A 26,254-nucleotide genomic window follows, 5' to 3' on the forward strand; every position below is an offset into this window, starting at 1 on the left:
TTCCCGTCAAGGGGTGGACTGCGTCCGCTTGACCTGAAGGGAGGTTGAGGTAGCACCGTGGTGCGCAGCGGCGGCCGAGCGGCTGCCACCTAGTCGGAGGAACACATGAGCGCCACGGTTGAGCACGCCCGCACCGCCATTCGCCCGCTGCGGGTCGTCGTCGTCATCGGCAGCACCAGGCAGGGGCGCTTCGGTCCCACCGTCGCCGACTGGTTCGTCCGGCAGGCGGCGCTGCGCGACGCGATCGAGGTCGACGTGGTCGACGCCGGGCAGGTCGAACTGCCGCGGGTCTTCGGCGCCGCCGCCGAGCACCCCTCGGTGGCCGAGGCCACCGACAAGCTCGCCCGCGCCGACGCCTTCGTCGTGGTGACGCCCGAGTACAACCACAGCTACCCGGGCACGCTCAAGAACCTGATCGACACCCACCACACCGAATGGCAGGCCAAGCCGGTCGGCTTCGTCTCCTACGGCGGTATCTCCGGCGGCCTGCGGGCGGTGGAACACCTGCGCCCGGTCTTCGCCGAACTGCACGCGGTCACCGTCCGCGACTCGGTCGCCCTGCCCAATCCGTGGGGCCGGTTCGACGAGGCGGGCGCACTGAGCGACCCGGGCGCCGCCGATGCCGCCGCGGTCCTGCTCGACCAGCTCCTCTGGTGGGGCGAGGCCCTGCGCGCCGCCCGCGCCGTGCGCCCGTACGGGAAGTGATCGCCGTGCTGACCCCGACCACGACAGCCCCACCCATCACCCGCGATCCGATGCGCATCGCGCTGGTGCTGGTGGTGGGCATGATCATGGCGACGCTCGATCAGACGATCGTCAACGTCGCCATCAACAAACTCTCCGTCGAGTTCGACGCGGGACTGAGCACGATCCAGTGGGTGGCCACCGGCTACTCGCTCGCCCTCGGCGCCGTGGTGCCGACCTCGGCGTGGCTGGTCGGTCGCTTCGGCGCCAAACGGCTGTATCTGACGGCGATCGCGGCGTTCGCGGTCGGCTCGGTGCTGGCGGGGCTGGCCTGGAACATCGAGTCGCTCATCGCCTTCCGGCTGGTGCAGGGCGCGAGCGGCGGGCTGCTGATGCCGGTGGCGATGACCATCCTGCTGCGCGCGGCCGGTCCGGAGCGGCTCGGCCGGCTGATGAGCACCCTCGGCCTGGCGATCCTGGTCGGCCCGCTGCTGGGGCCGGTGATCGGCGGTTACCTGATCGACGAGGTGTCCTGGCGCTGGATGTTCTTCCTGAACCTGCCGCTGGGCGCGCTGGTGCTGGTGTTGGCGGCCCGGGTGGTGCCCGACGACGCGCCGGAGCCGCCGCGCCCGCTCGACGTGCTCGGCCTGCTGCTGATGTCGCCGGGGCTGGCGCTGGTGATCTACGGCGTGACCGCGGCTGGGGAGAACGCGGGCTTCGCTTCGGCCGCGGTGCTGGTGCCGCTGCTGGCCGGCGCCGGGCTCATCGTCGCCTTCGTGCTGCGCTCGCTGAGCATCCCGGTTCCGCTGCTGGATCTGCGGGTCCTGGGCAATCGCACAACCGGGATCTCCGCCGCGTTGCTGGCGTTGTTCGCGAGCGGCTACTTCGGGTCGATGCTGTTGCTGCCGTTGTACTTCCAGGTGGTGCGTGGCGAATCGGCGCTGGTGGCCGGCGCTCTCGGGATTCCGTTCGCGCTGGCCTCGGGCGCCACTATGCAGGTCGCGGGCCGGCTGATCGATCGGATCCCGCCCGGCCGCTATCTGCCGGTGTCGATCACGGTGGCGCTCACCGGTTTCGTGCTGTTCGTGCTCCAGCTCGACGCGGACGCGCCGTACTGGGCGCTCGGCCTGACCATGCTGCTAATGGGCGCCGGTGGCGGCGGCACCATGATGCCGGTGATCACCACCGCGACCCGGCCGCTGAGCCGGGCGCAACAGCCGGCCGGGTCGACGGTGCTGAACATGATCAGCACCACCGCGATGGCGGTCGGCACCGCGGTCAGCTCCGTGACACTGGGCGCCCTGCTCCCGGTGACCGGCGGGCTCCAGGCCCTGCACGGCATGAGTCGCGACCAGCGCGCCGACCTGGCTCCGGCACTGGCCGAGGCGTTCCAGCACACCTACTGGATCGCCCCGGTCATGATCGCCCTGGCGATGATCCCGGCGCTGCTGCTGCCGCGCCGCGCCGAAGCGTGAGGTCGACCGTCACCCGGTCGGCCACACCACCGCCTGGGCGACGATGACGTTCGTCCCGTCGAAGGTGACTGCTGGGCCCTCGTGGAGTTCGTAGCCCAGGGCCAGCGCCGCGCTCACCCGTCGGCAGAACGTCTCGTCGTCCGGGCCGGTCAGGACTCGATAGGCCGGTAGTCCGTCCGGTGGTTCGCTCATGCGGGCGATTATCCGCTACGCGGACTCGGTGGCGCGTTCCTTGCTCAGCGCCTCGGTCTGCTCGGTGCTCAGTCCCTGCTGCTTGGCCAGCAGATCGCGGATCTCGATGAGCAGCTCGGTCTCGGTCGGCTCGGCGGCCTTGGTGGTGCCGAACTTGTTCTTCAGCGACTTCATCGGCAGCATCAGCACGAAGTACAGGACCGCCGCGACCATGAAGAAGTCGATGAACGCGGTGATGATCGGGCCGAGCGCGATGAAGGTGGCCGGCTTGTCGGCGATCAGCTGGACGCCGAGACCCAGTTCGTTGGTCGAGCCGAACACCGCGAGCAGCGGGTTGACGATTCCCTTGGTGAACGAGGTCACGACGGCGGTGAACGCGGTGCCCATGACCACCGCGACCGCCAGATCGATGACGTTTCCACGCATCAGGAAGTCTTTGAACCCGTCGAACACGGACTTGATACTGCGCATCGGTGAAGTACTCCTAGGACTGGCTATCGGCAAACGTGGCGATGTTATCGACCGTTCCAGTCGGTAGCGAATTCGCAGCTATGCCTCGGCCCGGTCCTGGGCAGTATCGGTTCCCCCGGTCCGGCCCGCCACTCGGGCAGCCGTGGCCCCCGGATTCGGTTGCCCGGTCCGGGGATTGAACGTCGCAGGTCAGGAGCGTCGCGCGAAGCTGCCGGGGCCTGCCTGGTCACGGGGCTTGACGACGATCGTGTCGAGGTTCACGTGCGCGGGCCTGCTCGCCACGAAGCCGACGATCTCGGCGATGTCCTGCGCGTAGAGCGGATCGATGCCCTGGTAGACCTTCGCCGCGCGCTCGGCGTCGCCGTCGAAGCGGACCAGGGAGAACTCGGTCTCCACCGCGCCGGGCGCGATCTCGGTGAGCCGCACCGGCTGCCCGAGCAGTTCGTCGCGCAGGGTGCGGTGCAGCACGGCCTGGGCGTGCTTGGCCGAGGTGTAGCCCGAGCCGTTCGGGTAGGCGTGGAAGGCGGCGATGGAGGTGATGGTGACGATCAGGCCGTCGCCGGAGTCGATCAGCTTCGGCAGCAGCGCCTTGGTCAGGCGCAGGGTGCCCAGGACGTTGGTCTCCCACATCCAGCGCCAGTCGTCGAGGTCGGCCTCGGCGACCGTGGCCAGGCCCTTGGCGCCGCCGGCGTTGTTGACCAGCACGTCGACCCGGTCGATCGAGTCGGTGAACGCGCGCACCGATTCCTCGGCGGTGACGTCGAGCTCGACGGCGGTGCCGCCGATCTCCTCGGCGAGCCGCTGCACCCGGTCGAACCGCCGGGCGCCCACATAGACGTGGTAGCCCTGCTTGGCGAGTTCCCGGGCGGTGGCTTCACCGATTCCCGAGCTGGCTCCGGTGACGACGGCGGTGCGAGTGCTCATGTGGATTGATCTTATTCGCCGTGGATTCGCCGTCGCCATGGCTGGGATCACGCTGATGTGGACCGGCGTTAGCCTGTCGGCATGGCTATTCGTGATGCTGTCAGTGCCGACGGAACCAGGATCGTCTACCGGGTCAGCGGCCCGGAGACCGGCAGGCCGCTGGTGCTGCTGCACGGCTGGGCGGGCAATCTGCGCTGCTGGGGCGCGGCCGCCGACGATCTGGCGCAGCGCTACCGCGTCGTCGCCGTCGACCTGCGCGGGCACGGGTACTCCGACGATCCGGGCGCCGGGTACGACGATCCCAAGGCGTGGGCCGCCGATGTCGCCGCCGTGCTGGCGGCCGAGGGCATCGCCTCGGGGGCGGTGTTGCTGGGCTGGTCCTACGGCGGCATCGTCGCCACCGACTACCTCGCCACCTACGGCGCTGCCGCCGTCGCCGCGGTCGTCTACTGCGGTGCCCCGGCCAATATCGGCCCGAAGGTGCCCGGCGCCGCCACCGGTCCGGCCATGGAGAAGGCGATTCCGGGCGTCTTCGACGAGGCGGCCGGGCGCGCGGTGCGCGGTTTCTCGGCGTTCGGCAACGCCAACACCGGTCCCGGCGCGGACAAGGGCGTCGACGCCCAGCGCCTGTTCGGCACCAGCCTGGCCACCCCGCCTTCGGTGCGGAAGGCGCTGTTCTACCGGACCATCGACAACACCGACACCCTGCGCGGTCTCGACATTCCGGTGCTGGTCCTGCACGGCACCGAGGATCCGGTGGTGCCCGCCGCCAACGGCCGCTACATCGCCGACAATGCCCCTAACGCCCGCCTCTCGCTGTGGGAGGGCGCCCAGCACGGGCTCTTCATCGAGGACCGCCCGCGCTTCTTCGCCGAGGTCAGCGCGTTCGTCGACGCGCTGGACTGAGTCGGGCGGCGGACCCGCGCCCCCGCCGCTGTGAACTGTGAATGTTTCAGAAATGCGGGTGGGGGCAGCCTGACCTGCCTAACCTCTCTCGCACGGTCTCGTTCTCGGCCGGGCAGGGAGGTGACGCATGAGCGTCCTGGCACGGTGTGGGTTGCTTCTCGTCGCGGGGCTGGTGTGCGCCCACGCGGTCGCGGGCGCGGCGCCGCCCGATCCGCGCGGTGTGGACGCCGCGCGGCTGATCTCGGCGACGCCGGGGCAGGGTCGGGTCGTCGACCTGGTCGTGTACTCGGGGGCGATGGGCAAGCCGGTGCACGTCGCCGTGCTGCCCGCCGCCGACCGCGCGGCCGCGGCGCCGGTGCTGTACCTGCTCAACGGGGTCGACGGCGGCAGCGCCACCGGTGACTGGCGCGACGGCGGAAACTGGCTGACCCGCACCGACTCCGAGCAGTTCTTCGCCGACGAGCAGGTCACCGTGGTGATGCCGATCGGCGGCGCGGGCAGCTACTACGCCGACTGGCGCGCCGACGATCCGGTGCTCGGCCGCCAGCGCTGGACGACCTTCCTCACCCGCGAACTCCCCCGGGTGATCGACGCCGAATTCCGCGGCACCGGAGCCAATGCCATCGCCGGGGTCTCGATGGCGGGCACCGCGGCCTTCCAACTGGCCCTGGCCGCGCCGCAGCTCTATCGCGCGGTGGGCAGCTACAGCGGTTGCGTGTCCACCAGCGGCCCGCAGGGCCACGCCATCGTCAACACTGTCGTCTCCGGCCAGAACGGCGACCCGGTGAACATGTGGGGACAACCCGGCGACCCGCTCTGGGCCGCCAACGACCCCTTCCTGCACGCCGACCGGCTACGCGGCCTGGCCATCTACGTGGCCTCCGGCACCGGCCTGCCCGGCGACCTCGACACCACGGCGGGTCCCGGCATCGGCGGCGACCCGATGAAACTGCTCGACCAGCTCCTCGTCGGCGGCGCACTCGATGCCGTCACCGGCCTGTGTACCCGCCAATTGGCCGTCCGCTTCGGCGAACTCGGCATCCCCGCCACCGTCGACCTGCGTCCCGCCGGCACCCATTCCTGGGGCTACTGGAACGACGATCTGCACCGCTCGTGGCCGCTGTTCGCGCGCGCTCTGCGCCTCGGCTGAATCGAATATTCGCTGTCCGATCACGCGAGCGAACGGTGCCGGAAAAGAATCCGGTGGGTCTTTTCACAGCAAATGCGAGGCGATTCCGGCTGCCCGCGGAGTTCGCAATATTGCACTCTATGGGTACGGGTTCGGGCGCTGTTACCGCAGGTAGTCGGCGCTGTTTCGGCCGGTCATCGTGGTGTCGGGAGCCGATGTGATACGACTGTGATTGTGTCCTGTGCCTAAGGAGTTCGAACGCACAGGCGCGCCATAAATCTTCTGGTAATCGTCACAATGTTTCGGTGAATTCGTGTGTAGCGTTCGGGAATGCCGTTTGATCGCAGAGGAAGTGGGTTCGGCGTCGAGAGCGGAGTTCGATGATGTTCGGTCGGGCAGTGGGCACTCGGATCGCCGGGGTGATGCTGGCGGTGCTCGCGGGGTCGGTGGTCGCGGTGCCAGCCGCGGCCGAGCCCGTGGCACGGATCGAGGACCGGCGGATCGAGGCCGATCGCACCATCGACATCGGGGTGTACTCGCCCGCGATGGACACCGTCGCCCGGGCACGCGTGCTGCGGGCCGCCGACCCGAATTCGCCTGCGCCGACGCTGTATCTGCTCAACGGGGTCGGCGGCGGCAGCGACGGGAACTGGCTCGATCGCACCGACGTCGTCGAATTCTTCAAGGACAAACAGGTCAATGTGGTGATCCCGTTCGGCGGGGCGGGCAGTTACTTCGCCGACTGGCGCGCCGACGATCCGGTGCTCGGCAAGCAGCGCTGGACTACCTTCCTCACCAAGGAGCTCCCGCCGGTGATCGACGCCGCGTTCGGCGGCACCGGCGCCAATGCCATTGCGGGACTGTCGATGGCGGGCACCGCGGTGTTCCAGCTCGCACTCGCCGAACCGGGGCTGTATAGGGCGATCGGGTCCTACAGCGGGTGTGTGCGCACCAGCGACCTGCGGGGACAGGCGATCGTGAGCGCGGTGGTCGGCAGCAGGCTCGGCAACGTCCGCAACATGTGGGGGCCGCCGACCGATCCGGCGTGGACGGCCAACGATCCCTACCTGCACGCCGAGATCTTTCGCGGCACCGAGGTGTACCTGTCCTCCGGCAACGGGATTCCCGGACCGTTCGACACCATCGGCGTCGGGGACGACCCGGTGCAGCGGACCATGGAACTGCTCTTCGGCGCGTCGCTGGAGGCGGTCACCGGCACCTGCACCCAGCAGCTGCGCGACCGGCTGCAATCGCTCGGGATCCCCGCGACCGTCGATCTGCGACCCAACGGCACCCACTCCTGGGGCTACTGGCAGCAGGATCTGCACAAGTCCTGGCCGCTGTTCGAGAGGGCGCTGCACCGCTGATCCCGCCGCGAACGCCATGTCCGAAATTCGCTGGCACACAGGCCGCGTATCCGGCAGGCTCGTGTCGAAGCACAGGTGAACTCACTCACGAATACGCTGTGACTACCGTCACCGATCCCGGTAGGGATGTCGGCGGCGGCGTCGCGGCGTGCACACTGGAGTGTGTGAGTCAGCGTCGTCCGGAACTTTTGCCCCACCGCATCGCGGTGCTCTCGGTGCATACGTCACCGCTGGCGCAGCCCGGAACCGGCGATGCGGGCGGCATGAACGTCTACGTGCTGCAAACCGCGCTCGAGCTCGCCAAACGCGGCACCGAGGTGGAGATCTTCACGCGCGCGACCTCGTCGGATCTGCCGCCGGTCGCCGAGGCGGGCCCCGGTGTGCTGGTGCGCCACGTGGTCGCCGGACCGTTCGAGGGGCTGGACAAGAACGACCTGCCCACCCAGCTGTGCCCGTTCACCGCCGAGGTGCTGCGCCAGGAGGCGCGCCACCTGCCCGGCCACTACGACCTCGTGCACTCCCACTATTGGCTCTCCGGCCAGGTCGGCTGGCTGGCGCGGGACCGCTGGCGGGTGCCGCTGGTGCACACCGCGCACACGCTGGCCGCGGTGAAGAACGCCGCGCTCGCCGAGGGCGACGCCCCCGAACCCGAGACCAGGGTGATCGGGGAGAAGCAGGTCATCGCCGAGGCCGACCGGCTCGTCGCCAACACCGGTGACGAGGCCCGCCAGCTCGTCGACCTCTACGGCGCCTCGCCCGATCGCATCGACGTGGTGCCGCCCGGCGCCGACCTGACCCGCTACCGGCCCGGCGACAAGCTCGCGGCCCGCGCCGAGCTGGGCCTGCGGGCCGACGAGCAGGTTGTGGCCTTCGTCGGCCGCATCCAGCCGCTCAAGGCGCCCGACGTGCTGGTGCGCGCCGCGGCCGCGCTGCTGCGCCGCGATCCCCGCCGCAAGCTGCGGGTGCTGATCGTCGGCGGACCGTCCGGCTCCGGCCTGGCCCGCCCCGACGCGCTGATCGAGCTGGCGGCCGATCTCGGGATCACCGAGCACGTCACCTTCCTGCCGCCGCAGCCCGCCGACCGGCTGGTGCGGGTATACCGCGCGGCCGATGTCGTCGCCGTGCCCAGTTACAACGAATCCTTCGGTCTGGTCGCCATCGAGGCGCAGGCCAGTGGCACCCCGGTGCTCGCCGCCGACGTCGGCGGTCTCGGCACCGCGGTGCGGCACCGCGAATCCGGTCTGCTGGTGCCGGGCCACCGCACCCCGGACTGGGCCGACGCGCTGGCCGCCCTGCTCGACGACCCGGATCGCCTGACGCGGATGAGCGCCACCGCCGTCGCGCACGCCAGCGAGTTCTCCTGGGCGCACACCGCCGAGGGACTGCTCGACAGCTACGCTGCCGCGATGGCCGGGTTCCGCGCCGAACGCGGCCCGATCGCCCTGCACGCGGGCGAGACCAGCCAGGCCAGATCGCGGGCGCTGTGGCGGCGCCGGACGGGAGTACGCAGGTGAGCGCCGTATCGCAGGTCATCGACGAAACGCTGCGCGACCGCGAGATCGAATACACCCGCCATTCCGACGACACCTTCATCGTCGTGTTGCCCGGCGAGCGCAAGCTCAAGACCACGGTGATGCTGACCGTCGGCAAGCACGGCGTGCGCATCGAATCGTTCGTCTGCCGCAAGCCCGACGAGAACTTCGAGGGCGTCTACAAGTACCTGCTGCGCCGCAACCGCCGCCTCTACGGGGTGGCCTACACCCTCGACAATGTCGGCGACATCTATCTCGTCGGCCGGATGTCGACCGAGTCGGTCACCCCCGACGAGCTCGATCGGATCTTCGGCCAGATCCTCGAGGCCGTCGACACCGACTTCAACGTCCTGCTCGAACTCGGCTTCGCGGAATCCATCCGCAAGGAATGGAAGTGGCGTGTCTCGCGCGGTGAGTCGCTGAAGAACCTGCGCGCCTTCGAGCATCTGATCGACGAGGCCGACCAGGTCTGAGTCCTGGTCCTCGACAGAACCGAAGCCCCGCCGGTCACGACCGGCGGGGCTTCGGCAACTCTGTCAGCTCAGCAGTTCGACGGCACCGGCTCGTTGCGGAACCGGGACTCGACGTAGTTCCAGGCGTCGACGAAACCGGCCGCGGCGGCGGTCATGTGCTCGGAGATCTCGATCGTCGTCAGCTGCACCGGGGCACCCTTGGCGCAGAAGTGGGCGACGGACTCGGCGACCGGACCGTACGGGGTCAGGGTGTCGTACTTGCCCTGCCAGATGTAGGTCGGCGCGGTGGGCGCGCCGGTGAAGTGCACCAGGCTGTTCTCGCGCAGCACGCCGCGCGCCACCTGGCTGGTCATCAGTTCCTTGGACGCCGCCATCTGCTCGGCATTGCGGAAGATGCCGTGGAACAGCAGGAATCGACGGCACGCGTCCTTGGTGAACTCACGGAACCACAGGCCGTTCTCGTTGAGCTGGTCCGAGACCGGCACCTGCTCGGGGTACTCGCGCTCGATGCCCATCGCCGCGGCGAAGGCCAGGCCGAAGCCGGGGTGCGGGGCGAAACCGAGGGCATCGGCCATCAGCTCCAGGTCGGCGGGGATGCCGCCGGCGACCACGGCGGACAGCTTCAGTTCCGGCGCGTAGGTCGGCTGCAGCGCACCCGCCCAGGCGGTGGCCATGCCGCCGCCGGAGTACCCGGCGATCGCGACCGGCGAGTTGCCCACGCCCAGTTCGGCGACCCTCTGCACCGCCCGCACGCTGTCGAGGGTGACCATGCCGCTGAGCCGCGCCGCGCCGTAGGCGACGGTCGGGCCGAGGTAGTCCGGGACCGAGATGGCCCAGCCGCGCTGCAACGGCAGCATCGCGCCGGGCGCGTCCTGCAGCTCGCCGTTGAACAGCGACTGCGACGGGTTGCAGCGCGTGCCGATGGAGTTGATCAGCGCCTGGTAGGACACCAGCGGCGGATTCTTCACGCCGATCGGCATCAGCACGGTGGTGACGCCCATGATCGCGTTGCCCGCGGAGTTGGTGGAGCGGAACGCGATCTGCCAGCCCTCGGTCCCGGGGTAGAGCAGGGTGTCGATACGACGCTTGCGCACGACGTCACCGGGCGCCAGCGCCGCGATGTCACTCGGCGCCGTGAAGAACGGATCCGGATCGGGGGTCGGATACAACGGGTTCGCGCCCGCCGGTGCGGCGAGGAACCCCACCGACAGCAGGCTCAACACCAGTACAACGAATTTCGACACAGCTATCCTTCATCAGAGTTGTGCTGCCCAGCTGACAAGACCCGACCCGCGTCGAAGTATCTAACGAAAATGGGCCGTGCGTACCAACCAGTAGTCAAAGTGTCGCGCGCCACACGCTGTGATCTCTCACATCGGATAGGCCGCGCGGCCCTGTTGTACTGCGGCGACGAGGTGCCGGGCGGCGCGCGGACAGGAGTGGTGATGACGGCACTCGCGCTCGATATCGGGGCGACGAAATTCGCTGCGGGACTGGTAGATCCGGATTTCACGCTGCGCGGAGTGCGCCGCGCCGCCACCGCCGCCGACGATCTGTGGGCGGTGTGTCGGGAGCTCCTGCGCGTTGTGGCGGGCGACACCGTCGTCACGGCGGTCGGGATCGGTTCGGCCGGACCGGTCGACGTGCCCGCCGGGGTCGTCCGTCCGCTGAACCTGCCGCCGTGGCGCGCCGGGTTCGCGATCGTCGAGCACGTGCGGGCGCTTTTCCCGGCCGCAGCGGTCCGGCTGGCTATCGACGGCGCGTGCCTGGTGCTGGCCGAACACCGGGTCGGTGGGCTGCGCGGAGTGGACAACGGGCTGGCGCTGACGGTGTCGTCCGGGGTCGGCGGCGGGATCATCGCCGACGGGCGAGTCCTGGTCGGGCGCACCGGAAACGGCGGCCATGTCGGGCACATCGTGGTCCCGGGGGACGACACCCCCTGCGGCTGCGGTGGGTTCGGTTGCGTCGAGGCGGTGGCGAGCGGCCTGTCGTCGGTGCGCTGGGCGCGCGAGCACGGCTGGACCGGCACGACCGGCATCGAGCTCGCCGAGGCCGCGCGCCACGGCGACGGCGTGGCCACCGCCGCGCTGGCGCGGGCGGGAACCGCACTGGGACAGGCGGTGTCCAGCGCGGCCGCGCTGCTCGATGTGGACCGGGTGGTGATCGGCGGCGGCTTCGCGCACGCGGGCGAGCCGCTGTGGGGGCCGTTGCGCGCGGCGGTCGCCCGACACGCGCGCCTGGAGTTCGTGCGCGGACTCTCGGTGGAGTTGTCGACCCTGGCCGACGGCGCGACGCTCGTCGGCGCGGGGGTGTTGGCGGTGGAAGCCGCGGCGGCGTGAACCTCGCGGGGCATCCCGGTGGCCGTCATCCCGCCCGCGTAGCAGGTGGGTGGGCCCGAAGTATCGGCGAAATGCCAGAATGACCCCATGACCTACACCCTCGTGCTGCTGCGCCACGGCGAGAGCGAATGGAATGCCCTCAACTTGTTCACCGGCTGGGTGGATGTCCACCTGACCGACAAGGGCATCGCCGAGGGCAAGCGGGCCGGCGAACTGCTCGCCGAGCACGACGTTCTGCCCGACATCGTCTACACCTCGCTGCTGCGCCGCGCGATCAGCACCGCCAACAACGCGCTCGACGCCGCCGACCGGCACTGGATCCCGGTCATCCGCGACTGGCGCCTCAACGAGCGTCACTACGGTGACCTGCAGGGCAAGAACAAGGAGCAGGTCCGCGAGCAGTACGGCCAGGACCAGTTCATGCTGTGGCGGCGCAGCTACGACACCCCGCCGCCGCCGATCGCCGACGACAACGAGTACAGCCAGGAAGGCGACCCGCGCTACGCGGGCATCGAGGTCCCCAAGACCGAGTGCCTGAAGGACGTCGTCGCCCGGATGATCCCGTACTGGGAGACCACCATCGCCCCCGAGCTGCTCACCGGCAAGACTGTCCTGGTCGCCGCCCACGGCAACTCCCTGCGCGCGCTGGTCAAGCACCTCGACAACATCTCCGACGAGGACATCTCCAGCCTGAACATCCCCACCGGCATCCCGCTGCGCTACGAGCTCGACGAGAACCTGCGCCCGGTCAAGCCGGCCGAGTACCTGGACCCGGAGGCCGCCGCCGCAGGCGCCGCCGCCGTCGCCAACCAGGGCGGCAAGTAGTCGTTTCCCGATCGGCCCCGCACCGTCCACCGGTGCGGGGCCGATCTCGTTCGGTACGAGGTCGGGTCGATGCCACACTCCGGGGTCCGGCATCGCCGCTCGACCGGATGGCTCCTGCGCGATGATCGCCAGGCCGGCCCCACATTTCTGACCAGACTGTATTCCATTGCTGCACGGCCGATTTGGGTGATTCGCGGTCCGGCAGGCGATGGGCGTACCTTCGCGCGCATGGTCTCGCCTCCGTCGAATCCACATGATGCCTACTTCCGGTGCGTCATGGCCAGGCCTGTCGACGCCGCCAGCGAGATTCGCGCGGCGCTCCCCGCCGCCATTGCCGCCGAACTCGACCTGGCGACCCTGCACCTGCAGCCAGGCAGTTTCGTATCCCGGGAGTTGCGCTCGCGCTACAGCGACCTGCTCTACAGCGTGCAGTTCGACGGCAGGGACGCCTACCTGTACGTCTTGATCGAGCACCAGTCCGGCAATGACCGCTTCATGGCGCTGCGAATGCTGGAGTACGTGGTCAACATCTGGGCCCAACACCGCCGCGAATACCCCGAGGCACAAACACTGCCGCCGGTGATCCCGCTGGTGGTCCACAGTGGGCACGCCAGCCGCTGGACAGCCCCCACCGAACTGCGCCCATTGTTCGACCTCGACGGACCGACATACGACCTTCTCGATCCCTACCTGCCTCGATTCTCCTTCCTCCTCGATGACGTCGCCGCCTTGGACCTGGCCGCACTCCACACCCGCGACCTCACGCCGGCGACTCGCGTGATGCTGATCCTGCACAAGATCGCACCCGGCAGCACTCACCTCGGGGACGATATGCTGGACCTGATCGAGGATCTGCAAGCCATGGAGGCCGATCCCGATATCGACCTCCGACCGACGTTCAGCTACATCCTGATCGTGGGTGATACACCCCAGGAAGACCTGGATCGGGTGATCGAGCAACTCGGTCCGCGCGCGAAGGAGGCGATCGTGACGACAGCGGAACGTCTACGCGCTGAGGGCGAAGCCAGGGGCGAGGCCCGGGGCGAGGCCAGGGGACGGGCGGAGCAACTCATCGAGCTCCTGGCTGGGAAATTCGGTGCGGTACAGGCCGAAATCGTGGCGCGAGTCCGTTCTGCCGATTCGGATCAGTTGCGGGTGTGGGCGCAGCGCTTGCTGTCGGCCGACACTATCGACGAGATCTTCGCCTGACAGTCGGCGAGCCACCCTGGCCAGGGCCTGTCGACCGCCGGCGTCTGTGTTCGGTCCATCGTCCGTGATCAGTCACACAGTGCGTGGGTGAGCAACGTGGCGATCTCGGTGGCGGTGGGGGTTCCGGTGAAAGAGAAGGCGACCGCTCGTCCTGCTTCAGTGGCGCCTGCGACAGCGGTGAAACCACGAACACCCCCGACGTGGCCGACGAAGCGGGAGCCGCACGGTAGCTGGGCGTAGCCGACCCCGAGGCCGTAGGACATGCCGTCGTCGCCGCCCATGTCGACGCCGTCGAGCATCTGCCGCAGTTGCGTCAGCGGCACCACCCGGCCGGACAACAGCGCGGTGTAGAAGCGGTTGAGGTCGGCCCCGGTGCTGACCAACGCACCGGAGGCCCATGGCACCGACGGCTCCATCCGCGTTTCGTCGGCGATCGTGCCGTCGACGGTGGTGTAGCCGGTCGGATGCGGTTCGCGCAGGCCGGTCTCGCCGGTGGCCGGGAGATAGGTGCCCGACAGACCCAGCGGGGTGAGGATCCGGTCGCGCAGCTCCTCGCCGTAGCCGCGTCCGGTCACCGCCTCGATCAGCATTCCGGCGACGATGTAATTGGTGTTCGTGTAGTCGAATCGAGCACCCGGGCTGAACTGCGCGGGGTAGCGCAGAGCCAGCGCGATTTCCTGCGCGGGCGTGAAGGTCCGGCCCAGCAGGGCCGCCGTGTGCTCGTTCACGCCGAGGGCTTCGGTCGGCTCGGGCAGTCCGCTCCGATGTCCGAGGAGCTGGCGGACGGTGATGACGCGGCCGTCGACGCCGTCCCCGGTGAGCAGGCCCGGCAGATACGTCTCGATCGGCCGGTCGAGATCGACCCTGCCCTCGGCCGCCAGCTGCAGGACCACCGCGGCGGTGAAGCTCTTGGTGACACTGCCGACCCGGACGTGCTGGGCCGGATCGACGGGCATCGGCCTCCCCGCCGCGAGATCGGCGTTGCCCGCCGCCAGCACGGTGGTGACGCCGTTGTCGGTGAGTGTGGCCAAGGCTCCCACCGCACCGGCACGGATCAGCCCGTCGAGATCGCCTCGCACGATGTCCGCGCGAGCGTGGACGCCCGACGGCGCCGGAACGGGCTCGGCCGCGCTGGTCGCGCAGGCCGACAGAAGCACGGCGGCCGTGCCGATCGAGAGAACGAGGACTCTGGTTCGCATGATCCGACGGTAGAAATCCCCAGCCGCCACCCACATCGGTCTGCGGTACTGCCACCGCCTCGGACCGGGGTACGGGCCCGACCGGCGAATCACCAGGCGACACCCGAGAATTCGGCGACCCGTCCCCGGATGTCACACCCACCCCGCCTACATCGTCACCTCGGTAGACGCCGCGAACACCGCGGCTGCCGAAGGAGGCACACCATGCACACCGCGTACGTCATCGTCACCGTCCTCGCCGCCCTCTGGGTCGGCTTCTCGGCCGTCTCGCTCCTGCGCCGCGCCCCCTTCGTCGTCGATCCGTTGATCGAATACGGCGTCCCCCAAACCTGGTGGACCCCGCTCGGTTTCGCCAAGGCCGCAGGAGCGCTCGGCCTCATCGCCGGCCTGTGGATCCCCGCCCTCGGCATCGCCGCCGCCGTCGGCCTCATCCTCTACTTCCTCGGCGCGGTAGTAACCGTTCTGCGCGCCCGCTCGTACAAAACCGTCGCCTTCCCGGTGCTGTACCTGGCTCCTGTAGCCGTCGCATTGGGCCTCGGCTTGGCCGCCTGAGTTTCCGGCAACAGCGCTGCGGCTGAACGCTGGGGGCGATCAGCCGCACGGTGCGTGCGTCACCAAGCGAATCAGCGTCGATCGCCGGCCAACAGCCGCCAGCGTTCCAACGCCGAATCTGTTCCCAGTTCATCGCGCAGCTCAGGGTTCTCCGCATAGAAATCGAGGTATCGATACAGCGCGACTCGGTCGACGGAGAACCTGGGGCACTCGAGTACCACCCATCCGGTATGTGGTGGCCGATCGAGGTTCCACGCTGGATTCGGTCTGCCGACGATGCTCGGAGATGGCAAGTAATAGGAGACACTCCATCGGGCACCGCTCATGCCCGCGATGTCGATGATCGGAACTCGCTCGAATGAGGTTCGGACTCTGTTCACGTCCTCCCACAACAACCGGGTACGTGAACTCCAGCCCTCATGGACGATCGCTCGGGGAGTGAGGATCAGCTTGCCTGTCCGGAGTCGTCCGGCGAGAGCGGCCGCGAGTGGGATAGTCGCGAACGTTCCGATTCCGGCGAATATGATAACGAGGTGCCAATATTCGTGCCATGCGGTGGTTGCAATCTCATATGCCGCGGGCAGGAAAAGAATCGCGTAGCAGAACCACATCGCTTGCTGGGCCCAGAAAAATGTCTTCGACCCTGGGACGGTGGTGGCGGCGTCACCTTCGTCGGCCCCTGACCGGAGGTTGTCGCCGTGGAATACCTGGAAGTGTTGGGTGGCCGCAACAACAAGCAAGCACCCCATCCCGACCGCGAAGATCCCTACGTATTTCGCAACAGCGACGGCTGTATCGTCGCCGCTTCGCCACATCATCGAACTGATGATTGCGCAGAGTGCGGTAAGTCCTGAAAGTCCTGCCGCCGAGACGATCTGCCGTCGTTGCTGCCCCGCTGGAAAGACCCACAGGGCAGTGTCCTTTCGCCTGTCAGAAGATTGCACTTGGTGTCGGCCGTGAGCTGTGCGAATTTCGCATGAATAGTTTTTCTCCCCACCGTGTTTCACGTGCCGATCCGGCCTGTGTGCCGTCTACACCCTGATCGCCTATTTGTAGCCTGTCAAGACAGTGCGCGAGGTGACGAATCCAGCCGGGGTTGTTGCTGCGGTCGTCGACGCCTCGGCATGGCAAGGTCGCCGCTGGCGCTAGACTTGCGGGGCATCGAGGGAGGGACTCAGTGGCTATCGGTGGGGATGCTGCCGCGCAGCTGTGGAATGCGGCGTCGTCGGGGCAGTTGACGATGGAGCCGGATGCGGCTCGGGAGGTGGCTCAGTCGTATCTGCGGTTCGCGGCGATGTGCGGGACCTGGTCTGACGACGCTGGGCGTCTGCAAGATATCCATGGGTTCGGGGCGCTCGACTCCGCGCTGAACTTGCAGCGAGGGTTTTCGGACAAGGCGGCGGCGGCGAGGCAGGTGCTCGAGCAGTTGGAGTCGGCAGCAAGGAAGATGGCAGACGGATACCTGCAAGCTGCGGGAATCCTTGCCGAGGCGGACCAGCTCAACGCGACAGCATTGAGCACGATTGCTGGGCAGGCATGACATGAAAGCCGTAACGATCGCGGGTTGTGTCCTTGTCGCACTGGCTGCATCTGCGTGCAGTTCGTCGACGGGTTCCACCGACGTCGATGCCTCGGTCTCGGAGACTTCGGCCGCTTCGACGGCGACCCAGGCGGCGCGTCCGACGTTGACGGATCCGAGGCTTCAGCCGCCGGCTCAGGACACCAAGTACACACAATCGACCGGGCGACCGAAAGTCGTCTTCGACCCGTGTACCTGGATTACCGACGCCGACATCGAGTCCGTGGGCTTTCGCCCCGGCTCCAGGAAGCGCGGATCGGATCTCGTCGCCGAGTACACGTTCTTGACCTGCGATTTCCGCACCCCGGACAGTGCGATGTCGCTCGGACTGGACTCCGGCAACATCACGTGGGAAGAGGACCTGCAAAAGAACGGGTACGTGCTGGAACCGACCACAGTCAATGGTCGCCAGGCGGGACTTCTGCGCGGTGAGAAAGGGGACGATTCGTTGTGCAGGGTCCACCTGCGGACGAATGTTGGCGTCGTCATCGTCCGGACCCACAGCCTGGGCCTCGGTCGAAGCCAGAACCTCGACCCCTGCGCCAACATCATGGACATCGCCTCGGTCGTCGAGAAATCCATCGGTAAGGAGAACTGACGATGGCTACGGTTCGCGGCGATGTGGTTTCGGGTCATTGACCCTGCTCTGTCGTTGCAGCAGGGGTTCTCGAACAAGGCGATCGGCGCGAAGCAGGTGTTGCAGCAGCTGGCGACGGCAGCGAGGGGCATGGCTGACGGATATCTGCAGGCTGCGGGAATTCTGAGTGAGGCGGACCGGCTCAACGCGGATGCGTTGAGCGAGACAGCTAGGCAGGCATAACGCATGAAAACGAGAGTGATCGCGGGCGGCATCCTCGTTGCTCTGGCGGCCTCGGCTTGTGGCTCGTCGACAGGCACCGCCGGCCCTGAACCCTCGGCTCAGGGTGGGTCGACCACGACCCAGGCGGCGCGTCCGACGCTGACCGACCCCGAGCTCCAGCCGCCATCCCAGGACAACAAGTACACGCAGTCGACCGGCCGACAGAAGGTCGTCTTCGATCCGTGTACCTGGATCGGCGACGCCGACATCGAGTCGGTGGGCTTGCACTCGGAGTCCCGTCGGCGTGGTCCCGACCTGGTCGCCGAGTACACGTACCTGACATGCATCTTCCGTAACCCGGACAACACAATGTCGCTCCACGTGGACTCAGGAAATGTCTCGTGGGATGAGAACTTGCGGAAGAACGGCGCCTGGTTGCAGCCGACGACCGTCAACGGTCGCCAGGCGGGGTTGGTGCGCGGTCAGCCGGGGGGCGAAGATGCGTGCCAGGTGCACCTTCAGTCCAAGGTCGGTGTCGTCATCGTCGGGAACCTGGTTCTGAGCCTTGGCAAGACCCAGAACCTCGACCCCTGCGCCAACATCATGGACATCGCCTCGGTCGTCGAGAAATCCATCGGTACGGAGAACTGACGGTGGCTGACGGGGGAGGGGCGCGGAATCCGCTGAGCGCGATTCTGCCTGGGCTGGATCAGCAGGTCAGCGGGCGAGAGCAGCTGATCACAAAGCTATGTCGTGTGCGGAGGAGAGGGCGCTAGGATTCCGGTGGGCATCGTTGGGAGGGGATCCTGTGGCTATCGGTGGGGATGCTGCCGCGCAGTTGTGGAATGCGGCGTCGTCGGGGCAGTTGACGATGGAGCCGGATGCGGCTCGGGAGGTGGCTGCGGCGTATCTGCGGTTCGCGGCGATGTGCGATGAGTGGGCCAAGGACGCGACGCACCTGAAGTCGATTCACGGGTTCGGGTCGCTGAACTCCGCCGTGAAGTTGCAGGACGGGTTCGCGACCAAGGCCGAGTCGGCTGAGCAAGTCCTGAAGCAGATGGCAACGGCGGCACGAAGTATGGCAGACGGATACCTGCAAGCGGCGAACATTGTCGGCGAGGCGGACCAGCTCAACAGTGACGCTTTGACGGCGATCGGGCAAGGAGCGTAATGAGATCAGGGACTGTCGCGTTCTGTGCCCTGTTGGCCCTGGTGGTGACTGCCTGCGGGTCGTCGACGGGTTCCGGTGAGCCGAACCCGTCAGAGTCGGGGACATCTACCGGCTCGACATCGACGCAGGCGGCGCGACCGACGCTGACGGACCCGAAGCTGCAACCGCCGTCGCAGGACAACAGGTACACACAATCCACGGGACGCCCCCAGGTGGTCTTCGATCCGTGCACGTGGATCAGTGATGCTGATATCGAGTCTGTGGGGTATCGACCTAAGTCTCGGAAGCGTGGGCCGGACCTCGTTGCTGAGTACACGTTCTTGACCTGCACTTTCGACAATCCGGACCGTACGATTTCGTTGGGTCTGGACTCGGGGAACATCACTTGGGAAGAAAACCTGCAGAAGAACGGGAGCTGGCTGCAGCCGACGACGGTCAACGGTCGCTTGGCTGGGACAGGCACGGGCGCACCTGGGACTCGAGGTGAGTGTCACGTACAGATGCAGACGAAGGCCGGAACGGTGCTTCTGTGGACAAGCGTGCAGAGCCTCGGCCAAGGCAAGAACCTCGACCCCTGCGCCAACATCATGGACATCGCCTCGGTCGTCGAGAAATCCATCGGTAAGGAGAATTGACCAATGGCTGACGGGGGAGGGGCGCAGAATCCGCTGAGCGCGATTCTGCCTGGGCTGGATCAGCAGGTCAGCGGGCGACAGCAGCAGTCCGGTGCCGAGCAGCAACAGGAATCGCTCAGTCACGGGGGTGTCGATCCGAAGTACATTCCCGAATTCGAGCCGTTCGATGGTATGTCGCACGAGGACATCTACAACGCGGTGCAGCAGATGCAACCCGGGGTGATGCAGCAGTTCGGTGATCAGTGGGTCGCGATGTTCACGGAGATCTCCGGGGCCGTGACCGGGCTGATGATTCAGACCGCGCGGGCCTCGTCGAGCTTGCATGGCGAGTTCGCGTCCGCTGGCGAGGCTGCTGGGCGGAAGTTCATCACCGAGGCGACGGATGTCTACACCGTGCTGTCGGCGGTCGGGCATCGGGTGAAGGCGGCGGCGTATGGCGCGGAGGCGGTGAAAGTGGCTGTGCCGGCGCCGGTCAACGCGACCGAGGGGAGCAACGTCGGGACCTCGGTGCCTGCGACTCTGGCGGAACTCTCGGTTCCCGGGTCGGCGGCAGCGACCGAGCGGGAGAAGGACGACCGGCGTCAGCAGGCGATCGCGGCGATGAAGATGACCTACATGCCGACCTACGGCCCCGCCGGGGAGAACGTGCCGACCTTCGTCGCACCCACCCAGCCGGGTACCGGCGGCGGCACCGACGACCCCGGCACCGGTGGCGGCGGATCGAACAACGGCGGCACCACCGGTGGTGGCGGAACCACCACCGACGACGGGACGACGACCGGCGAAAACCCGGGGACCACCGAGGAAACCACGCAACCCGGAACGACGACCGACGACGACACGACGACGGCGGGCACGGATACCGACGACAGCGGCGGTTCCGACGACTCGCAGGGCGACGACAGCAGCTCGACCAACCCGGCGAGCACCACTCCCGCGTCGACGACCCCGGCCACGACCACCCCGGGTACCAGCCCGGGTGGCGGTGGTTCGCCGGGGTCCGGGTCGCCGGGCGGTTCGAGCCCGGGTGGCGCCACGCTGACGCCGGGCGGGTCTGTCGCCGGGCGGGCGCCGGCGGGCGTCGGTCAAAACCTCGCGGCCGCTGGGCTTTCCGGCGCGGCGGGTGCGGCCTCGGCCGGGCGCGGCATGAGTCCGGGCATGATGGGCGCGCCGGGCGCGCGCGGCGGCGGTAAGGACGACGAGCAGGAACACAGCGCTCCCGACTACCTGCGCCGGGTGCAGCCCGAGCTGTTCGGCGACGACGTGCCCGCGGTGCCCGGCGCCATCGGCGCGGACGCACCGGCGACCCGGGTCGCTGACCAGGATCAGGGCGGCGCGGGGGCATCGTGAGCTGGACCTTCACCGCCGACGAATTCGCCGTGGTCTGGCAAGGGGAGACCGGCGACGACCGGTACCCCTTCCCGCTGACCGTGTATTCGGACGCCCTGACCCAGAGCGAATACGAGGAGCTCGCCCGGGCCGCCGCGCAGCGCTGGCCCACCGGCGCCGATCCCGACCTGACCGCGGTGCTGCGGCACGCGGCGCGGCCGGACACCGCGATGGCGGCCTTCGACCAGGCCGGGCCCCGGTTGCGTGCCTATGGCGCGCGGTCGGGGGAGCGCGGGGTCGTGATCCGGCAGTACCACGACAACAGTGTCGAGGTGTTCTCCGGCAGTGCCGGGATGGTGTCGCGCGCGTTCGCCTCCTTCCTCGGCGAACTGCCCGCCGGGCAGGCCGGGCATCTCGTCGAGGACGTCGACCGGCTGGCCGCGCACTTCGAATCCTGGCAGCGCGCACCGGATTCCGTCGCCGAGCGGATGCACCGGCTCACGGCTGCCGAACGCGCCGCGTCCGGCCACATCGAGGCCAGGGTGGGGTTGCACGCCGCGCGCGCGATCCCGGCCCGCTACCTGACCTGGCTCGACGTCGCCGACGACGGCCGCTACCTCAGCTACCGGCGCTACCAGGATCTGCACATCGAACCCGCGGGCAAGCAACGCCTGATCGACGCGATCGAGGCCATCGCGACCGCTCCCGCGCGAGGTGACTGAGACCGGCGACCGTGCACCGGGGACCGCCGGGCCCGCGGCAGGTGGCGGAGGAAGACCACTTAGGAGTCGGCCACCGCGAACGCCGCCGACAGCGGGGGCAGCATGGCCCGTGCGTTCGCACCGGCGAACCACAAGCCGACGGTGAAGACCGAGGTGGCTTCCAGGTATTTCGCGCGATGCAGTCCGCCCGCGGGGAACGGTTGCAGGGCAAGGTCTTCGGCGAGAGACGCTACGGCGCGTACGGCCTCGGCGTTGTCACCGCAGAGCGGGACAGCCAGCCGCTCGCCGTCGAAGACGCGATCCGCGCCGGCCCAGACCTCGGCGGCGAGCAGGTTGAAGGCCTTGACCACGTGGGCTTTCGGAACGCTCGCCGCGATGCGTTCGGCCACCGCGTCCTCGCTCAGTACGAACGCGGTCACGCCCTCGGGTGCGGCCGCGTCGGGCAGGAAGGCGTTGGTGCAGTCGATGAGGACCTTTCCCGCCAAGGCGTCGCGGTGTTCGCCGAGCAAGAGGGTCAGGGCGTCCACCGGTACCGCCAGCAGCACGACGTCGGCGGCCGCGATCGCCGAGCCGATGTCCCCGGCGTGTACCGCGGGCTCGGCCGCCGAAGCGATGACAGCTGCCTCGGTGGATCCGGTCGCCGACGGGCGCGGATCGCGCGGAGTCGAGCTGATCCGGGCGGCCAGCTCGTGTCCGGCGTCGGCCGACCGCGCGCCGATCCACACCTCGTGACCCGCCGCCGCCCAGCCGCCGCCGAGCGCGGCCGCCATCGCACCCGCGCCGATGATTCCGATTCGCATGAGAACTCCCGAGATCCGTGGTTGCCGAGCCCGGTGGCATCGACAGCACCGACGGTAGGAATTCCGATGGGCACTCCCGGGTGCCTTTCGGCGGTGGCAGGCTGACTCGCATGACCGCGGTACCGGCCGAACCGGCGCAGTACGCGCCGTATGGCGACTACGAGTCCGACTGCCCCGCCAGGATGGGCGTGGATCTGTTCGGGAATTCCTGGCTACCCGTGATCGTGTACATGCTGCGGGATGGTCCGCTTCGTCACAGTGACCTCCGTACCGCCGTCGGTGGGATCAGCCAGAAGATGCTCACCCAGACGTTGCGGCGGATGGAACAGATGACGCTCGTACGCAGGCAGCGCTACGCCGAAGCGCCGCCGCGGGTGGAGTACGAACTCACCGAAGCCGGCCGCGATCTGCTCCAGCCGATTTATGCGCTCGGCGCATGGGTCGACCGGCACGGGGCCGCGGTGACCCTCGCGATGTACGGCGAACCGGCGGACTGACACGCCCGCCGACACTCCAGGTGCCTGCCGGGTGAACGGCACGAGAACGCCACGCCAAGGGCCTGTGACCTGCGCGAAACTTCGACGACCCGCCACCGATACGTCGGTCGGCACTCGTACGATCAAAGTGTGAGTGTTCCGCAGGCCGTGCTGTTGGCAGTCCTCGCGGCTGTCGTCGGACTGGCAGTCGGAGGCCTGCTGATCCCGTACGTCAACGCCAGACAGGCCGCCCGCACCCAGGAAGACACCGGGCTGACCATGTCGCAGGTGCTCGACCTGATCGTGCTGGCGTCCGAGAGCGGCATCGCCGTCGTCGACGAGTACCGCGACGTGGTGCTGGTGAACCCGCGCGCGGAGGAACTCGGCCTGGTCCGCAACCGGTTGCTCGACGAACGCGCGTGGGCCGCGGTGGAGAAGGTGCTGGCCACCGGCGAGTCCGCCGAATACGACCTCACCGCCAAGAACCCGCTGCCCGGCCGTGGCCGGATCGCCGTGCGCGGCATCGCCCGCAAGCTCTCGCGCGAGGAGACCAGCTTCGTCGTGCTCTTCGCCGACGACGACTCCGAGCAGGCGCGCATGGAGGCGACCAGGCGCGATTTCGTCGCCAACGTCAGCCACGAGCTCAAGACCCCCGTGGGCGCGATGAGCCTGCTCGCCGAGGCCATGCTGGAATCCGCCGACGATCCCGACGCGGTGCGCCACTTCGGCTCGCGCGTGCTGGCCGAATCGCGGCGCCTGGGCAAGATGGTGACCGAGCTGATCGCGCTCTCGCGGCTGCAGGGCGCCGAGAAGCTGCCCGATCTGGCCGTCGTCGACGTCGACACCGTGGTGCAGCAGGCCGTGGACCGGTCGCGCACCGCCGCCGAGGCCGCCGGCATCACCGTCAGCACCGACCGGCCCAGCGGGCTGGAAGTGCTCGGCGACGAGACGCTGCTGGTCACCGCGCTGTCGAACCTGGTGGAGAACGCCATCGCGTACTCGCCGCAGGGTTCGCACGTGTCGGTGAGCCGGTCGCTGCGCGGCGATCACGTCGCGATGGCCGTCACCGACCGTGGCATCGGTATCGCCAAGGAAGACCAGGAGCGGGTGTTCGAGCGGTTCTTCCGCTCGGACAAGGCGCGCTCGCGGTCCACCGGCGGCACCGGGCTCGGCCTGGCCATCGTCAAACACGTGGCGGCCAACCACAACGGTGAGATCACCCTGTGGAGCAAACTGGGCACCGGCTCGACGTTCACGCTGCGCATCCCCGCCCATCTGGAAACCGATGGGGATGAGGACGCGGAGCAGACGCCGGAGCTCGCCACGAGAGAACCCATCATCCAGCGCACCCCCGCTGGACGAACGAACGGTGTGGAGGCACGCAGATGACGAGTGTGTTGATCGTCGAGGACGAGGAGTCGCTGGCCGATCCGCTGGCGTTCCTGCTGCGCAAGGAGGGCTTCGACGTCACCGTCGTCGGCGACGGTCCGTCCGCGCTGGCCGAGTTCGACCGCTCCGGCGCCGACATCGTGCTGCTGGACCTGATGCTGCCCGGCATGAGCGGCACCGACGTCTGCAAGCAGCTGCGCACCCGCAGCGGCGTGCCGGTGATCATGGTGACCGCCCGCGACAGCGAGATCGACAAGGTCGTGGGCCTGGAACTGGGCGCCGACGACTACGTCACCAAGCCGTACTCGGCGCGCGAGCTGATCGCCCGCATCCGCGCCGTGCTGCGCCGCGGCGCGGGCGACGAGCTGGACTCCGGCAGCGAGAACGGCGTGCTCGAGGCCGGTCCGGTGCGGATGGACGTGGACCGGCACACGGTCCACGTCAACGGCGGGCAGGTCACCCTGCCGCTCAAGGAGTTCGACCTGCTCGAATACCTGCTGCGCAACTCCGGCCGCGTGCTCACCCGTGGGCAGCTCATCGACCGCGTCTGGGGCGCCGACTACGTCGGTGACACCAAGACCCTGGATGTGCACGTCAAGCGCCTGCGCTCGAAGATCGAGGCCGATCCGGCCAAGCCCGAGCACCTGGTCACCGTGCGTGGCCTGGGGTACAAGCTCGAAGCCTGATCCCGCGAACGAACAGAGCCCCGTCGGTCGGACCGACGGGGCTCTCGTGTTCGGAGGGAATTAGATCGTGCTCCAGGCGGCGCCGAGCGGGGTGTCGATCTTGCGCAGCGGGACCCAGCCCCACGGGTCTTCCTGCATGCAGTCGTAGATCGCCACGTCGGTGCCGGTGCCACGGCAGGCGATCGTGGTCGAGGTGCCCTGCGGGCTGACGATGATGTACTTGCCGTCCTGCGCCGCGGTCAGCGCCTCGGGGGAGTTGTAATTCACGAAGCTCGAGGTGAAGTCCGCGTACTTGGCCGGGTCACCGTTCGGTTCGGCGTTGGCCAGGCCGGTCATGGAGAGGGTGGCGCCGATCACGAGGGTCGCCAGGGAGAGCGCTTTCTTCGACATGGATAACGATCCAACCCGACCGGAGTGACTTGCGCATGACCACGGGGTGAACCAGCAGGTTACGAGGTTTTCACGCGGACTGATTCGAAATGTGAGCCTCGGGGTGGATCCGCTCCGCCTCCACCGTCGCCGGATGCACCGCGATCAGGCCGAGGCCCTCGCGACGGCGGCACAGTTTCGCCAATTCCTCGTACGCGGGAGCGCCGAGCAGTTCGCGCAGCTCGGGACCGTAGGACTGCCAGACCGGCTTGGCGCCGACGTGCGCGTCGGGTGAGCCGGTGCAGTACCAATCCAGGTCGAGCCCGCCGGGACCCCAGCCGCGGCGGTCGTACTCGGTGACCACCGTGCGCAGGATCTGTTCTCCGTCAGGGCGTTCCACCCAATCCTGGGTGCGGCGGATCGGCAGCTGCCAGCAGACGTCGGGCTTCACCTCGAGCGGTTCGATGCCCTTGCGCACGGCCATGATGTGCAGCGCGCAGCCGGGGCCCGCGGCGAAACCGGGCCGGTTGAGGAAGATGCAGGCGCCGTCGAAGCGGCGGGTCCGCAGGGCCGGTTCGTCCTCGAGCTCGTCGAGTTCGAGGTAACCCTTCTTGACCACCTTGCCGTTCTCGGTGGCCTCGCCCATCAGCTGCCAGTCCTCGGGTGTGAGCATCTTCACAGCACCGGCCAGGCGCTTGCGGTCGTCCTTGTCGGCGAGGAAAGCGCCGTGCGAGCAGCACCCGTCGTCGGGGCGGTCGGCGATGATGCCCTGACAGGCGGGGGTGCCGAACACGCACGACCAGCGCGACAGCAACCAGGTCAGGTCGGCGACGATCTGGTGCTCGTCGTTTGCTGGGTCGGTGAACTCGATCCACTCACGGGGGAAGTCGAGCTCGACCTCGGGGCTCGGGTCGATCTTTCGCCCAGGTCGGAGCCGGGTCTCCGCGGTGCCAGATGCGCCTTCGGTCACAACTTGTGACGCTAACAGTTCAGTCGCCTGACCTGTAGTACCGGATCACCAA

31 protein-coding genes are annotated in these 26,254 nt (G+C 68.4%); 22 read left to right on the forward strand and 9 right to left on the reverse strand.

Annotated features, from left to right (window positions below; all coding sequences use genetic code 11):
* The first annotated feature begins 105 nt into the window (after nucleotides 1–105).
* Together ACIO52_RS01075 and ACIO52_RS01080 are read left to right on the forward strand one after the other, a co-directional pair.
* A complete protein-coding gene (locus tag ACIO52_RS01075; protein ID WP_218722006.1) occupies nucleotides 106–705 on the forward strand; it encodes an NADPH-dependent FMN reductase in 600 nt (199 codons plus the stop codon).
* Nucleotides 702–2,159, forward strand: a complete 1,458-nt coding sequence (locus ACIO52_RS01080; RefSeq protein WP_402640587.1) for a DHA2 family efflux MFS transporter permease subunit — start codon at nucleotides 702–704, stop codon at nucleotides 2,157–2,159. The genes ACIO52_RS01075 and ACIO52_RS01080 overlap by 4 nt, the downstream gene beginning before the upstream one ends.
* Before the next feature lie 9 nt (nucleotides 2,160–2,168).
* On the opposite strand, the gene ACIO52_RS01085 is transcribed toward ACIO52_RS01080, so the two are convergent.
* From ACIO52_RS01085 to ACIO52_RS01095, 3 genes are all read right to left on the reverse strand, one after another.
* Entirely contained in the window at nucleotides 2,169–2,351 is a 183-nt protein-coding gene (locus tag ACIO52_RS01085; protein WP_218722004.1) for a DUF1737 domain-containing protein, read from the reverse strand.
* 15 nt (nucleotides 2,352–2,366) lie between these two features.
* Nucleotides 2,367–2,822, reverse strand: a complete 456-nt coding sequence (mscL, locus tag ACIO52_RS01090; protein WP_255588734.1) for a large conductance mechanosensitive channel protein MscL — start codon at nucleotides 2,820–2,822, stop codon at nucleotides 2,367–2,369.
* 189 nt (nucleotides 2,823–3,011) lie between these two features.
* The gene (locus ACIO52_RS01095) at nucleotides 3,012–3,746 is read right to left on the reverse strand and encodes an SDR family NAD(P)-dependent oxidoreductase (RefSeq protein WP_316576218.1); all 735 of its coding nucleotides are present in this window, start codon (nucleotides 3,744–3,746) and stop codon (nucleotides 3,012–3,014) included.
* 81 nt (nucleotides 3,747–3,827) lie between these two features.
* On the opposite strand from ACIO52_RS01095, the gene ACIO52_RS01100 reads away from it, so the two are divergent.
* From ACIO52_RS01100 to ACIO52_RS01120, 5 genes are all read left to right on the forward strand, one after another.
* Nucleotides 3,828–4,652, forward strand: coding sequence for an alpha/beta hydrolase (locus ACIO52_RS01100; RefSeq protein ID WP_316576217.1), 825 nt, complete (start codon nucleotides 3,828–3,830; stop codon nucleotides 4,650–4,652).
* Nucleotides 4,653–4,779: 127 nt separating this feature from the next.
* Nucleotides 4,780–5,802, forward strand: a complete 1,023-nt coding sequence (locus ACIO52_RS01105; RefSeq protein WP_218722001.1) for an alpha/beta hydrolase family protein — start codon at nucleotides 4,780–4,782, stop codon at nucleotides 5,800–5,802.
* A 362-nt stretch (nucleotides 5,803–6,164) separates the two neighbouring features.
* Nucleotides 6,165–7,148 (forward strand): alpha/beta hydrolase, encoded by a 984-nt coding sequence (locus ACIO52_RS01110; protein WP_402640594.1) that lies wholly within the window; start codon nucleotides 6,165–6,167, stop codon nucleotides 7,146–7,148.
* A 155-nt stretch (nucleotides 7,149–7,303) separates the two neighbouring features.
* On the forward strand, nucleotides 7,304–8,662 hold the full coding sequence (gene mshA / locus ACIO52_RS01115) for a D-inositol-3-phosphate glycosyltransferase (protein ID WP_218722198.1): 1,359 nt from the start codon (nucleotides 7,304–7,306) through the stop codon (nucleotides 8,660–8,662).
* A complete protein-coding gene (locus ACIO52_RS01120) occupies nucleotides 8,659–9,153 on the forward strand; it encodes a YbjN domain-containing protein (protein ID WP_218722000.1) in 495 nt (164 codons plus the stop codon). The genes mshA and ACIO52_RS01120 overlap by 4 nt, the downstream gene beginning before the upstream one ends.
* A gap of 68 nt (nucleotides 9,154–9,221) precedes the next feature.
* On the opposite strand, the gene ACIO52_RS01125 is transcribed toward ACIO52_RS01120, so the two are convergent.
* The gene (locus tag ACIO52_RS01125) at nucleotides 9,222–10,397 is read right to left on the reverse strand and encodes a lipase family protein (RefSeq protein WP_308248700.1); all 1,176 of its coding nucleotides are present in this window, start codon (nucleotides 10,395–10,397) and stop codon (nucleotides 9,222–9,224) included.
* A 201-nt stretch (nucleotides 10,398–10,598) separates the two neighbouring features.
* Here ACIO52_RS01125 and ACIO52_RS01130 point away from each other — a divergent pair, with 201 nt between their 5' ends.
* The 3 genes from ACIO52_RS01130 to ACIO52_RS01140 all read left to right on the forward strand — a co-directional run bounded on the left by ACIO52_RS01130 (nucleotide 10,599) and on the right by ACIO52_RS01140 (nucleotide 13,526).
* Nucleotides 10,599–11,492, forward strand: a complete 894-nt coding sequence (locus ACIO52_RS01130) for an ROK family protein (protein WP_402640597.1) — start codon at nucleotides 10,599–10,601, stop codon at nucleotides 11,490–11,492.
* An 87-nt stretch (nucleotides 11,493–11,579) separates the two neighbouring features.
* A complete protein-coding gene (locus ACIO52_RS01135) occupies nucleotides 11,580–12,317 on the forward strand; it encodes a phosphoglyceromutase (protein ID WP_019049486.1) in 738 nt (245 codons plus the stop codon).
* Nucleotides 12,318–12,545: 228 nt separating this feature from the next.
* Nucleotides 12,546–13,526, forward strand: a complete 981-nt coding sequence (locus tag ACIO52_RS01140; protein ID WP_402640601.1) for an Rpn family recombination-promoting nuclease/putative transposase — start codon at nucleotides 12,546–12,548, stop codon at nucleotides 13,524–13,526.
* 68 nt (nucleotides 13,527–13,594) lie between these two features.
* Here the strand turns inward: ACIO52_RS01140 and ACIO52_RS01145 are convergent, their stop codons facing one another.
* Entirely contained in the window at nucleotides 13,595–14,725 is a 1,131-nt protein-coding gene (locus ACIO52_RS01145; protein ID WP_402640605.1) for a serine hydrolase domain-containing protein, read from the reverse strand.
* 204 nt (nucleotides 14,726–14,929) lie between these two features.
* Here ACIO52_RS01145 and ACIO52_RS01150 point away from each other — a divergent pair, with 204 nt between their 5' ends.
* Nucleotides 14,930–15,277, forward strand: a complete 348-nt coding sequence (locus ACIO52_RS01150; RefSeq protein ID WP_316576213.1) for a DoxX family protein — start codon at nucleotides 14,930–14,932, stop codon at nucleotides 15,275–15,277.
* 71 nt (nucleotides 15,278–15,348) lie between these two features.
* On the opposite strand, the gene ACIO52_RS01155 is transcribed toward ACIO52_RS01150, so the two are convergent.
* The gene (locus ACIO52_RS01155) at nucleotides 15,349–16,095 is read right to left on the reverse strand and encodes a hypothetical protein (protein ID WP_402640608.1); all 747 of its coding nucleotides are present in this window, start codon (nucleotides 16,093–16,095) and stop codon (nucleotides 15,349–15,351) included.
* 359 nt (nucleotides 16,096–16,454) lie between these two features.
* Here ACIO52_RS01155 and ACIO52_RS01160 point away from each other — a divergent pair, with 359 nt between their 5' ends.
* From ACIO52_RS01160 to ACIO52_RS01195, 8 genes are all read left to right on the forward strand, one after another.
* Nucleotides 16,455–16,817 carry a hypothetical protein gene (locus ACIO52_RS01160; protein WP_402640611.1) on the forward strand — a complete coding sequence of 121 codons (363 nt, stop codon included), beginning with the start codon at nucleotides 16,455–16,457 and terminating at the stop codon, nucleotides 16,815–16,817.
* Nucleotide 16,818: 1 nt separating this feature from the next.
* The gene (locus ACIO52_RS01165) at nucleotides 16,819–17,454 is read left to right on the forward strand and encodes a DUF3558 domain-containing protein (protein ID WP_316576210.1); all 636 of its coding nucleotides are present in this window, start codon (nucleotides 16,819–16,821) and stop codon (nucleotides 17,452–17,454) included.
* Between the two features lie 21 nt (nucleotides 17,455–17,475).
* Nucleotides 17,476–17,676, forward strand: a complete 201-nt coding sequence (locus ACIO52_RS01170; protein WP_402640614.1) for a hypothetical protein — start codon at nucleotides 17,476–17,478, stop codon at nucleotides 17,674–17,676.
* A gap of 3 nt (nucleotides 17,677–17,679) precedes the next feature.
* A complete protein-coding gene (locus tag ACIO52_RS01175) occupies nucleotides 17,680–18,306 on the forward strand; it encodes a DUF3558 domain-containing protein (RefSeq protein WP_316576209.1) in 627 nt (208 codons plus the stop codon).
* Between the two features lie 157 nt (nucleotides 18,307–18,463).
* On the forward strand, nucleotides 18,464–18,826 hold the full coding sequence (locus tag ACIO52_RS01180; RefSeq protein WP_402640617.1) for a hypothetical protein: 363 nt from the start codon (nucleotides 18,464–18,466) through the stop codon (nucleotides 18,824–18,826).
* A complete protein-coding gene (locus ACIO52_RS01185) occupies nucleotides 18,826–19,461 on the forward strand; it encodes a DUF3558 domain-containing protein (protein WP_402640620.1) in 636 nt (211 codons plus the stop codon). Before ACIO52_RS01180 ends, ACIO52_RS01185 begins: the two co-directional genes overlap by 1 nt.
* Before the next feature lie 3 nt (nucleotides 19,462–19,464).
* Entirely contained in the window at nucleotides 19,465–20,811 is a 1,347-nt protein-coding gene (locus tag ACIO52_RS01190) for a hypothetical protein (protein WP_316576206.1), read from the forward strand.
* Nucleotides 20,808–21,512: an ESX secretion-associated protein EspG gene (locus ACIO52_RS01195; protein WP_218721988.1), complete on the forward strand. Its 705-nt coding sequence runs from the start codon at nucleotides 20,808–20,810 to the stop codon at nucleotides 21,510–21,512. Before ACIO52_RS01190 ends, ACIO52_RS01195 begins: the two co-directional genes overlap by 4 nt.
* Nucleotides 21,513–21,571: 59 nt before the next feature.
* Here the strand turns inward: ACIO52_RS01195 and ACIO52_RS01200 are convergent, their stop codons facing one another.
* A complete protein-coding gene (locus ACIO52_RS01200) occupies nucleotides 21,572–22,312 on the reverse strand; it encodes an NADPH-dependent F420 reductase (protein ID WP_402640623.1) in 741 nt (246 codons plus the stop codon).
* Nucleotides 22,313–22,422: 110 nt separating this feature from the next.
* On the opposite strand from ACIO52_RS01200, the gene ACIO52_RS01205 reads away from it, so the two are divergent.
* The 3 genes from ACIO52_RS01205 (at nucleotide 22,423) to ACIO52_RS01215 (ending at nucleotide 24,863) form a co-directional block, all read left to right on the forward strand.
* On the forward strand, nucleotides 22,423–22,809 hold the full coding sequence (locus ACIO52_RS01205) for a helix-turn-helix domain-containing protein (RefSeq protein WP_218721986.1): 387 nt from the start codon (nucleotides 22,423–22,425) through the stop codon (nucleotides 22,807–22,809).
* A 129-nt stretch (nucleotides 22,810–22,938) separates the two neighbouring features.
* Nucleotides 22,939–24,177 (forward strand): cell wall metabolism sensor histidine kinase WalK, encoded by a 1,239-nt coding sequence (locus ACIO52_RS01210; protein WP_218721985.1) that lies wholly within the window; start codon nucleotides 22,939–22,941, stop codon nucleotides 24,175–24,177.
* Nucleotides 24,174–24,863, forward strand: a complete 690-nt coding sequence (locus tag ACIO52_RS01215) for a response regulator transcription factor (RefSeq protein ID WP_019049472.1) — start codon at nucleotides 24,174–24,176, stop codon at nucleotides 24,861–24,863. Before ACIO52_RS01210 ends, ACIO52_RS01215 begins: the two co-directional genes overlap by 4 nt.
* Nucleotides 24,864–24,923: 60 nt before the next feature.
* Here ACIO52_RS01215 and ACIO52_RS01220 read toward each other — a convergent pair whose 3' ends face one another.
* Together ACIO52_RS01220 and ACIO52_RS01225 are read right to left on the reverse strand one after the other, a co-directional pair.
* On the reverse strand, nucleotides 24,924–25,253 hold the full coding sequence (locus ACIO52_RS01220; protein ID WP_218721984.1) for a hypothetical protein: 330 nt from the start codon (nucleotides 25,251–25,253) through the stop codon (nucleotides 24,924–24,926).
* A 70-nt stretch (nucleotides 25,254–25,323) separates the two neighbouring features.
* The gene (locus ACIO52_RS01225) at nucleotides 25,324–26,202 is read right to left on the reverse strand and encodes a hypothetical protein (RefSeq protein WP_308248698.1); all 879 of its coding nucleotides are present in this window, start codon (nucleotides 26,200–26,202) and stop codon (nucleotides 25,324–25,326) included.
* Nucleotides 26,203–26,254 lie beyond the last annotated feature (52 nt).

The organism is Nocardia sp. NPDC087230 (genome assembly GCF_044744725.1).
Classification (GTDB): Bacteria; Actinomycetota; Actinomycetes; order Mycobacteriales; family Mycobacteriaceae; genus Nocardia; species Nocardia canadensis.

Bases quoted from the DNA above. Each gene is read 5' to 3' on its own strand.
- ACIO52_RS01075 (WP_218722006.1), top strand. From the start codon at position 106: ATGAGCGCCACGGTTGAGCACGCCCGCACCGCCATTCGCCCGCTGCGG.
- ACIO52_RS01085 (WP_218722004.1), bottom strand. From the start codon at position 2,351: ATGAGCGAACCACCGGACGGACTACCGGCCTATCGAGTCCTGACCGGC.
- mscL (WP_255588734.1), bottom strand. From the start codon at position 2,822: ATGCGCAGTATCAAGTCCGTGTTCGACGGGTTCAAAGACTTCCTGATG.
- ACIO52_RS01095 (WP_316576218.1), bottom strand. From the start codon at position 3,746: ATGAGCACTCGCACCGCCGTCGTCACCGGAGCCAGCTCGGGAATCGGT.
- ACIO52_RS01100 (WP_316576217.1), top strand. From the start codon at position 3,828: ATGGCTATTCGTGATGCTGTCAGTGCCGACGGAACCAGGATCGTCTAC.
- ACIO52_RS01105 (WP_218722001.1), top strand. From the start codon at position 4,780: ATGAGCGTCCTGGCACGGTGTGGGTTGCTTCTCGTCGCGGGGCTGGTG.
- ACIO52_RS01110 (WP_402640594.1), top strand. From the start codon at position 6,165: ATGTTCGGTCGGGCAGTGGGCACTCGGATCGCCGGGGTGATGCTGGCG.
- ACIO52_RS01130 (WP_402640597.1), top strand. From the start codon at position 10,599: ATGACGGCACTCGCGCTCGATATCGGGGCGACGAAATTCGCTGCGGGA.
- ACIO52_RS01135 (WP_019049486.1), top strand. From the start codon at position 11,580: ATGACCTACACCCTCGTGCTGCTGCGCCACGGCGAGAGCGAATGGAAT.
- ACIO52_RS01140 (WP_402640601.1), top strand. From the start codon at position 12,546: ATGGTCTCGCCTCCGTCGAATCCACATGATGCCTACTTCCGGTGCGTC.
- ACIO52_RS01145 (WP_402640605.1), bottom strand. From the start codon at position 14,725: ATGCGAACCAGAGTCCTCGTTCTCTCGATCGGCACGGCCGCCGTGCTT.
- ACIO52_RS01150 (WP_316576213.1), top strand. From the start codon at position 14,930: ATGCACACCGCGTACGTCATCGTCACCGTCCTCGCCGCCCTCTGGGTC.
- ACIO52_RS01155 (WP_402640608.1), bottom strand. From the start codon at position 16,095: ATGATGTGGCGAAGCGGCGACGATACAGCCGTCGCTGTTGCGAAATAC.
- ACIO52_RS01165 (WP_316576210.1), top strand. From the start codon at position 16,819: ATGAAAGCCGTAACGATCGCGGGTTGTGTCCTTGTCGCACTGGCTGCA.
- ACIO52_RS01170 (WP_402640614.1), top strand. From the start codon at position 17,476: ATGTGGTTTCGGGTCATTGACCCTGCTCTGTCGTTGCAGCAGGGGTTC.
- ACIO52_RS01175 (WP_316576209.1), top strand. From the start codon at position 17,680: ATGAAAACGAGAGTGATCGCGGGCGGCATCCTCGTTGCTCTGGCGGCC.
- ACIO52_RS01185 (WP_402640620.1), top strand. From the start codon at position 18,826: ATGAGATCAGGGACTGTCGCGTTCTGTGCCCTGTTGGCCCTGGTGGTG.
- ACIO52_RS01190 (WP_316576206.1), top strand. From the start codon at position 19,465: ATGGCTGACGGGGGAGGGGCGCAGAATCCGCTGAGCGCGATTCTGCCT.
- ACIO52_RS01200 (WP_402640623.1), bottom strand. From the start codon at position 22,312: ATGCGAATCGGAATCATCGGCGCGGGTGCGATGGCGGCCGCGCTCGGC.
- ACIO52_RS01205 (WP_218721986.1), top strand. From the start codon at position 22,423: ATGACCGCGGTACCGGCCGAACCGGCGCAGTACGCGCCGTATGGCGAC.
- ACIO52_RS01215 (WP_019049472.1), top strand. From the start codon at position 24,174: ATGACGAGTGTGTTGATCGTCGAGGACGAGGAGTCGCTGGCCGATCCG.
- ACIO52_RS01220 (WP_218721984.1), bottom strand. From the start codon at position 25,253: ATGTCGAAGAAAGCGCTCTCCCTGGCGACCCTCGTGATCGGCGCCACC.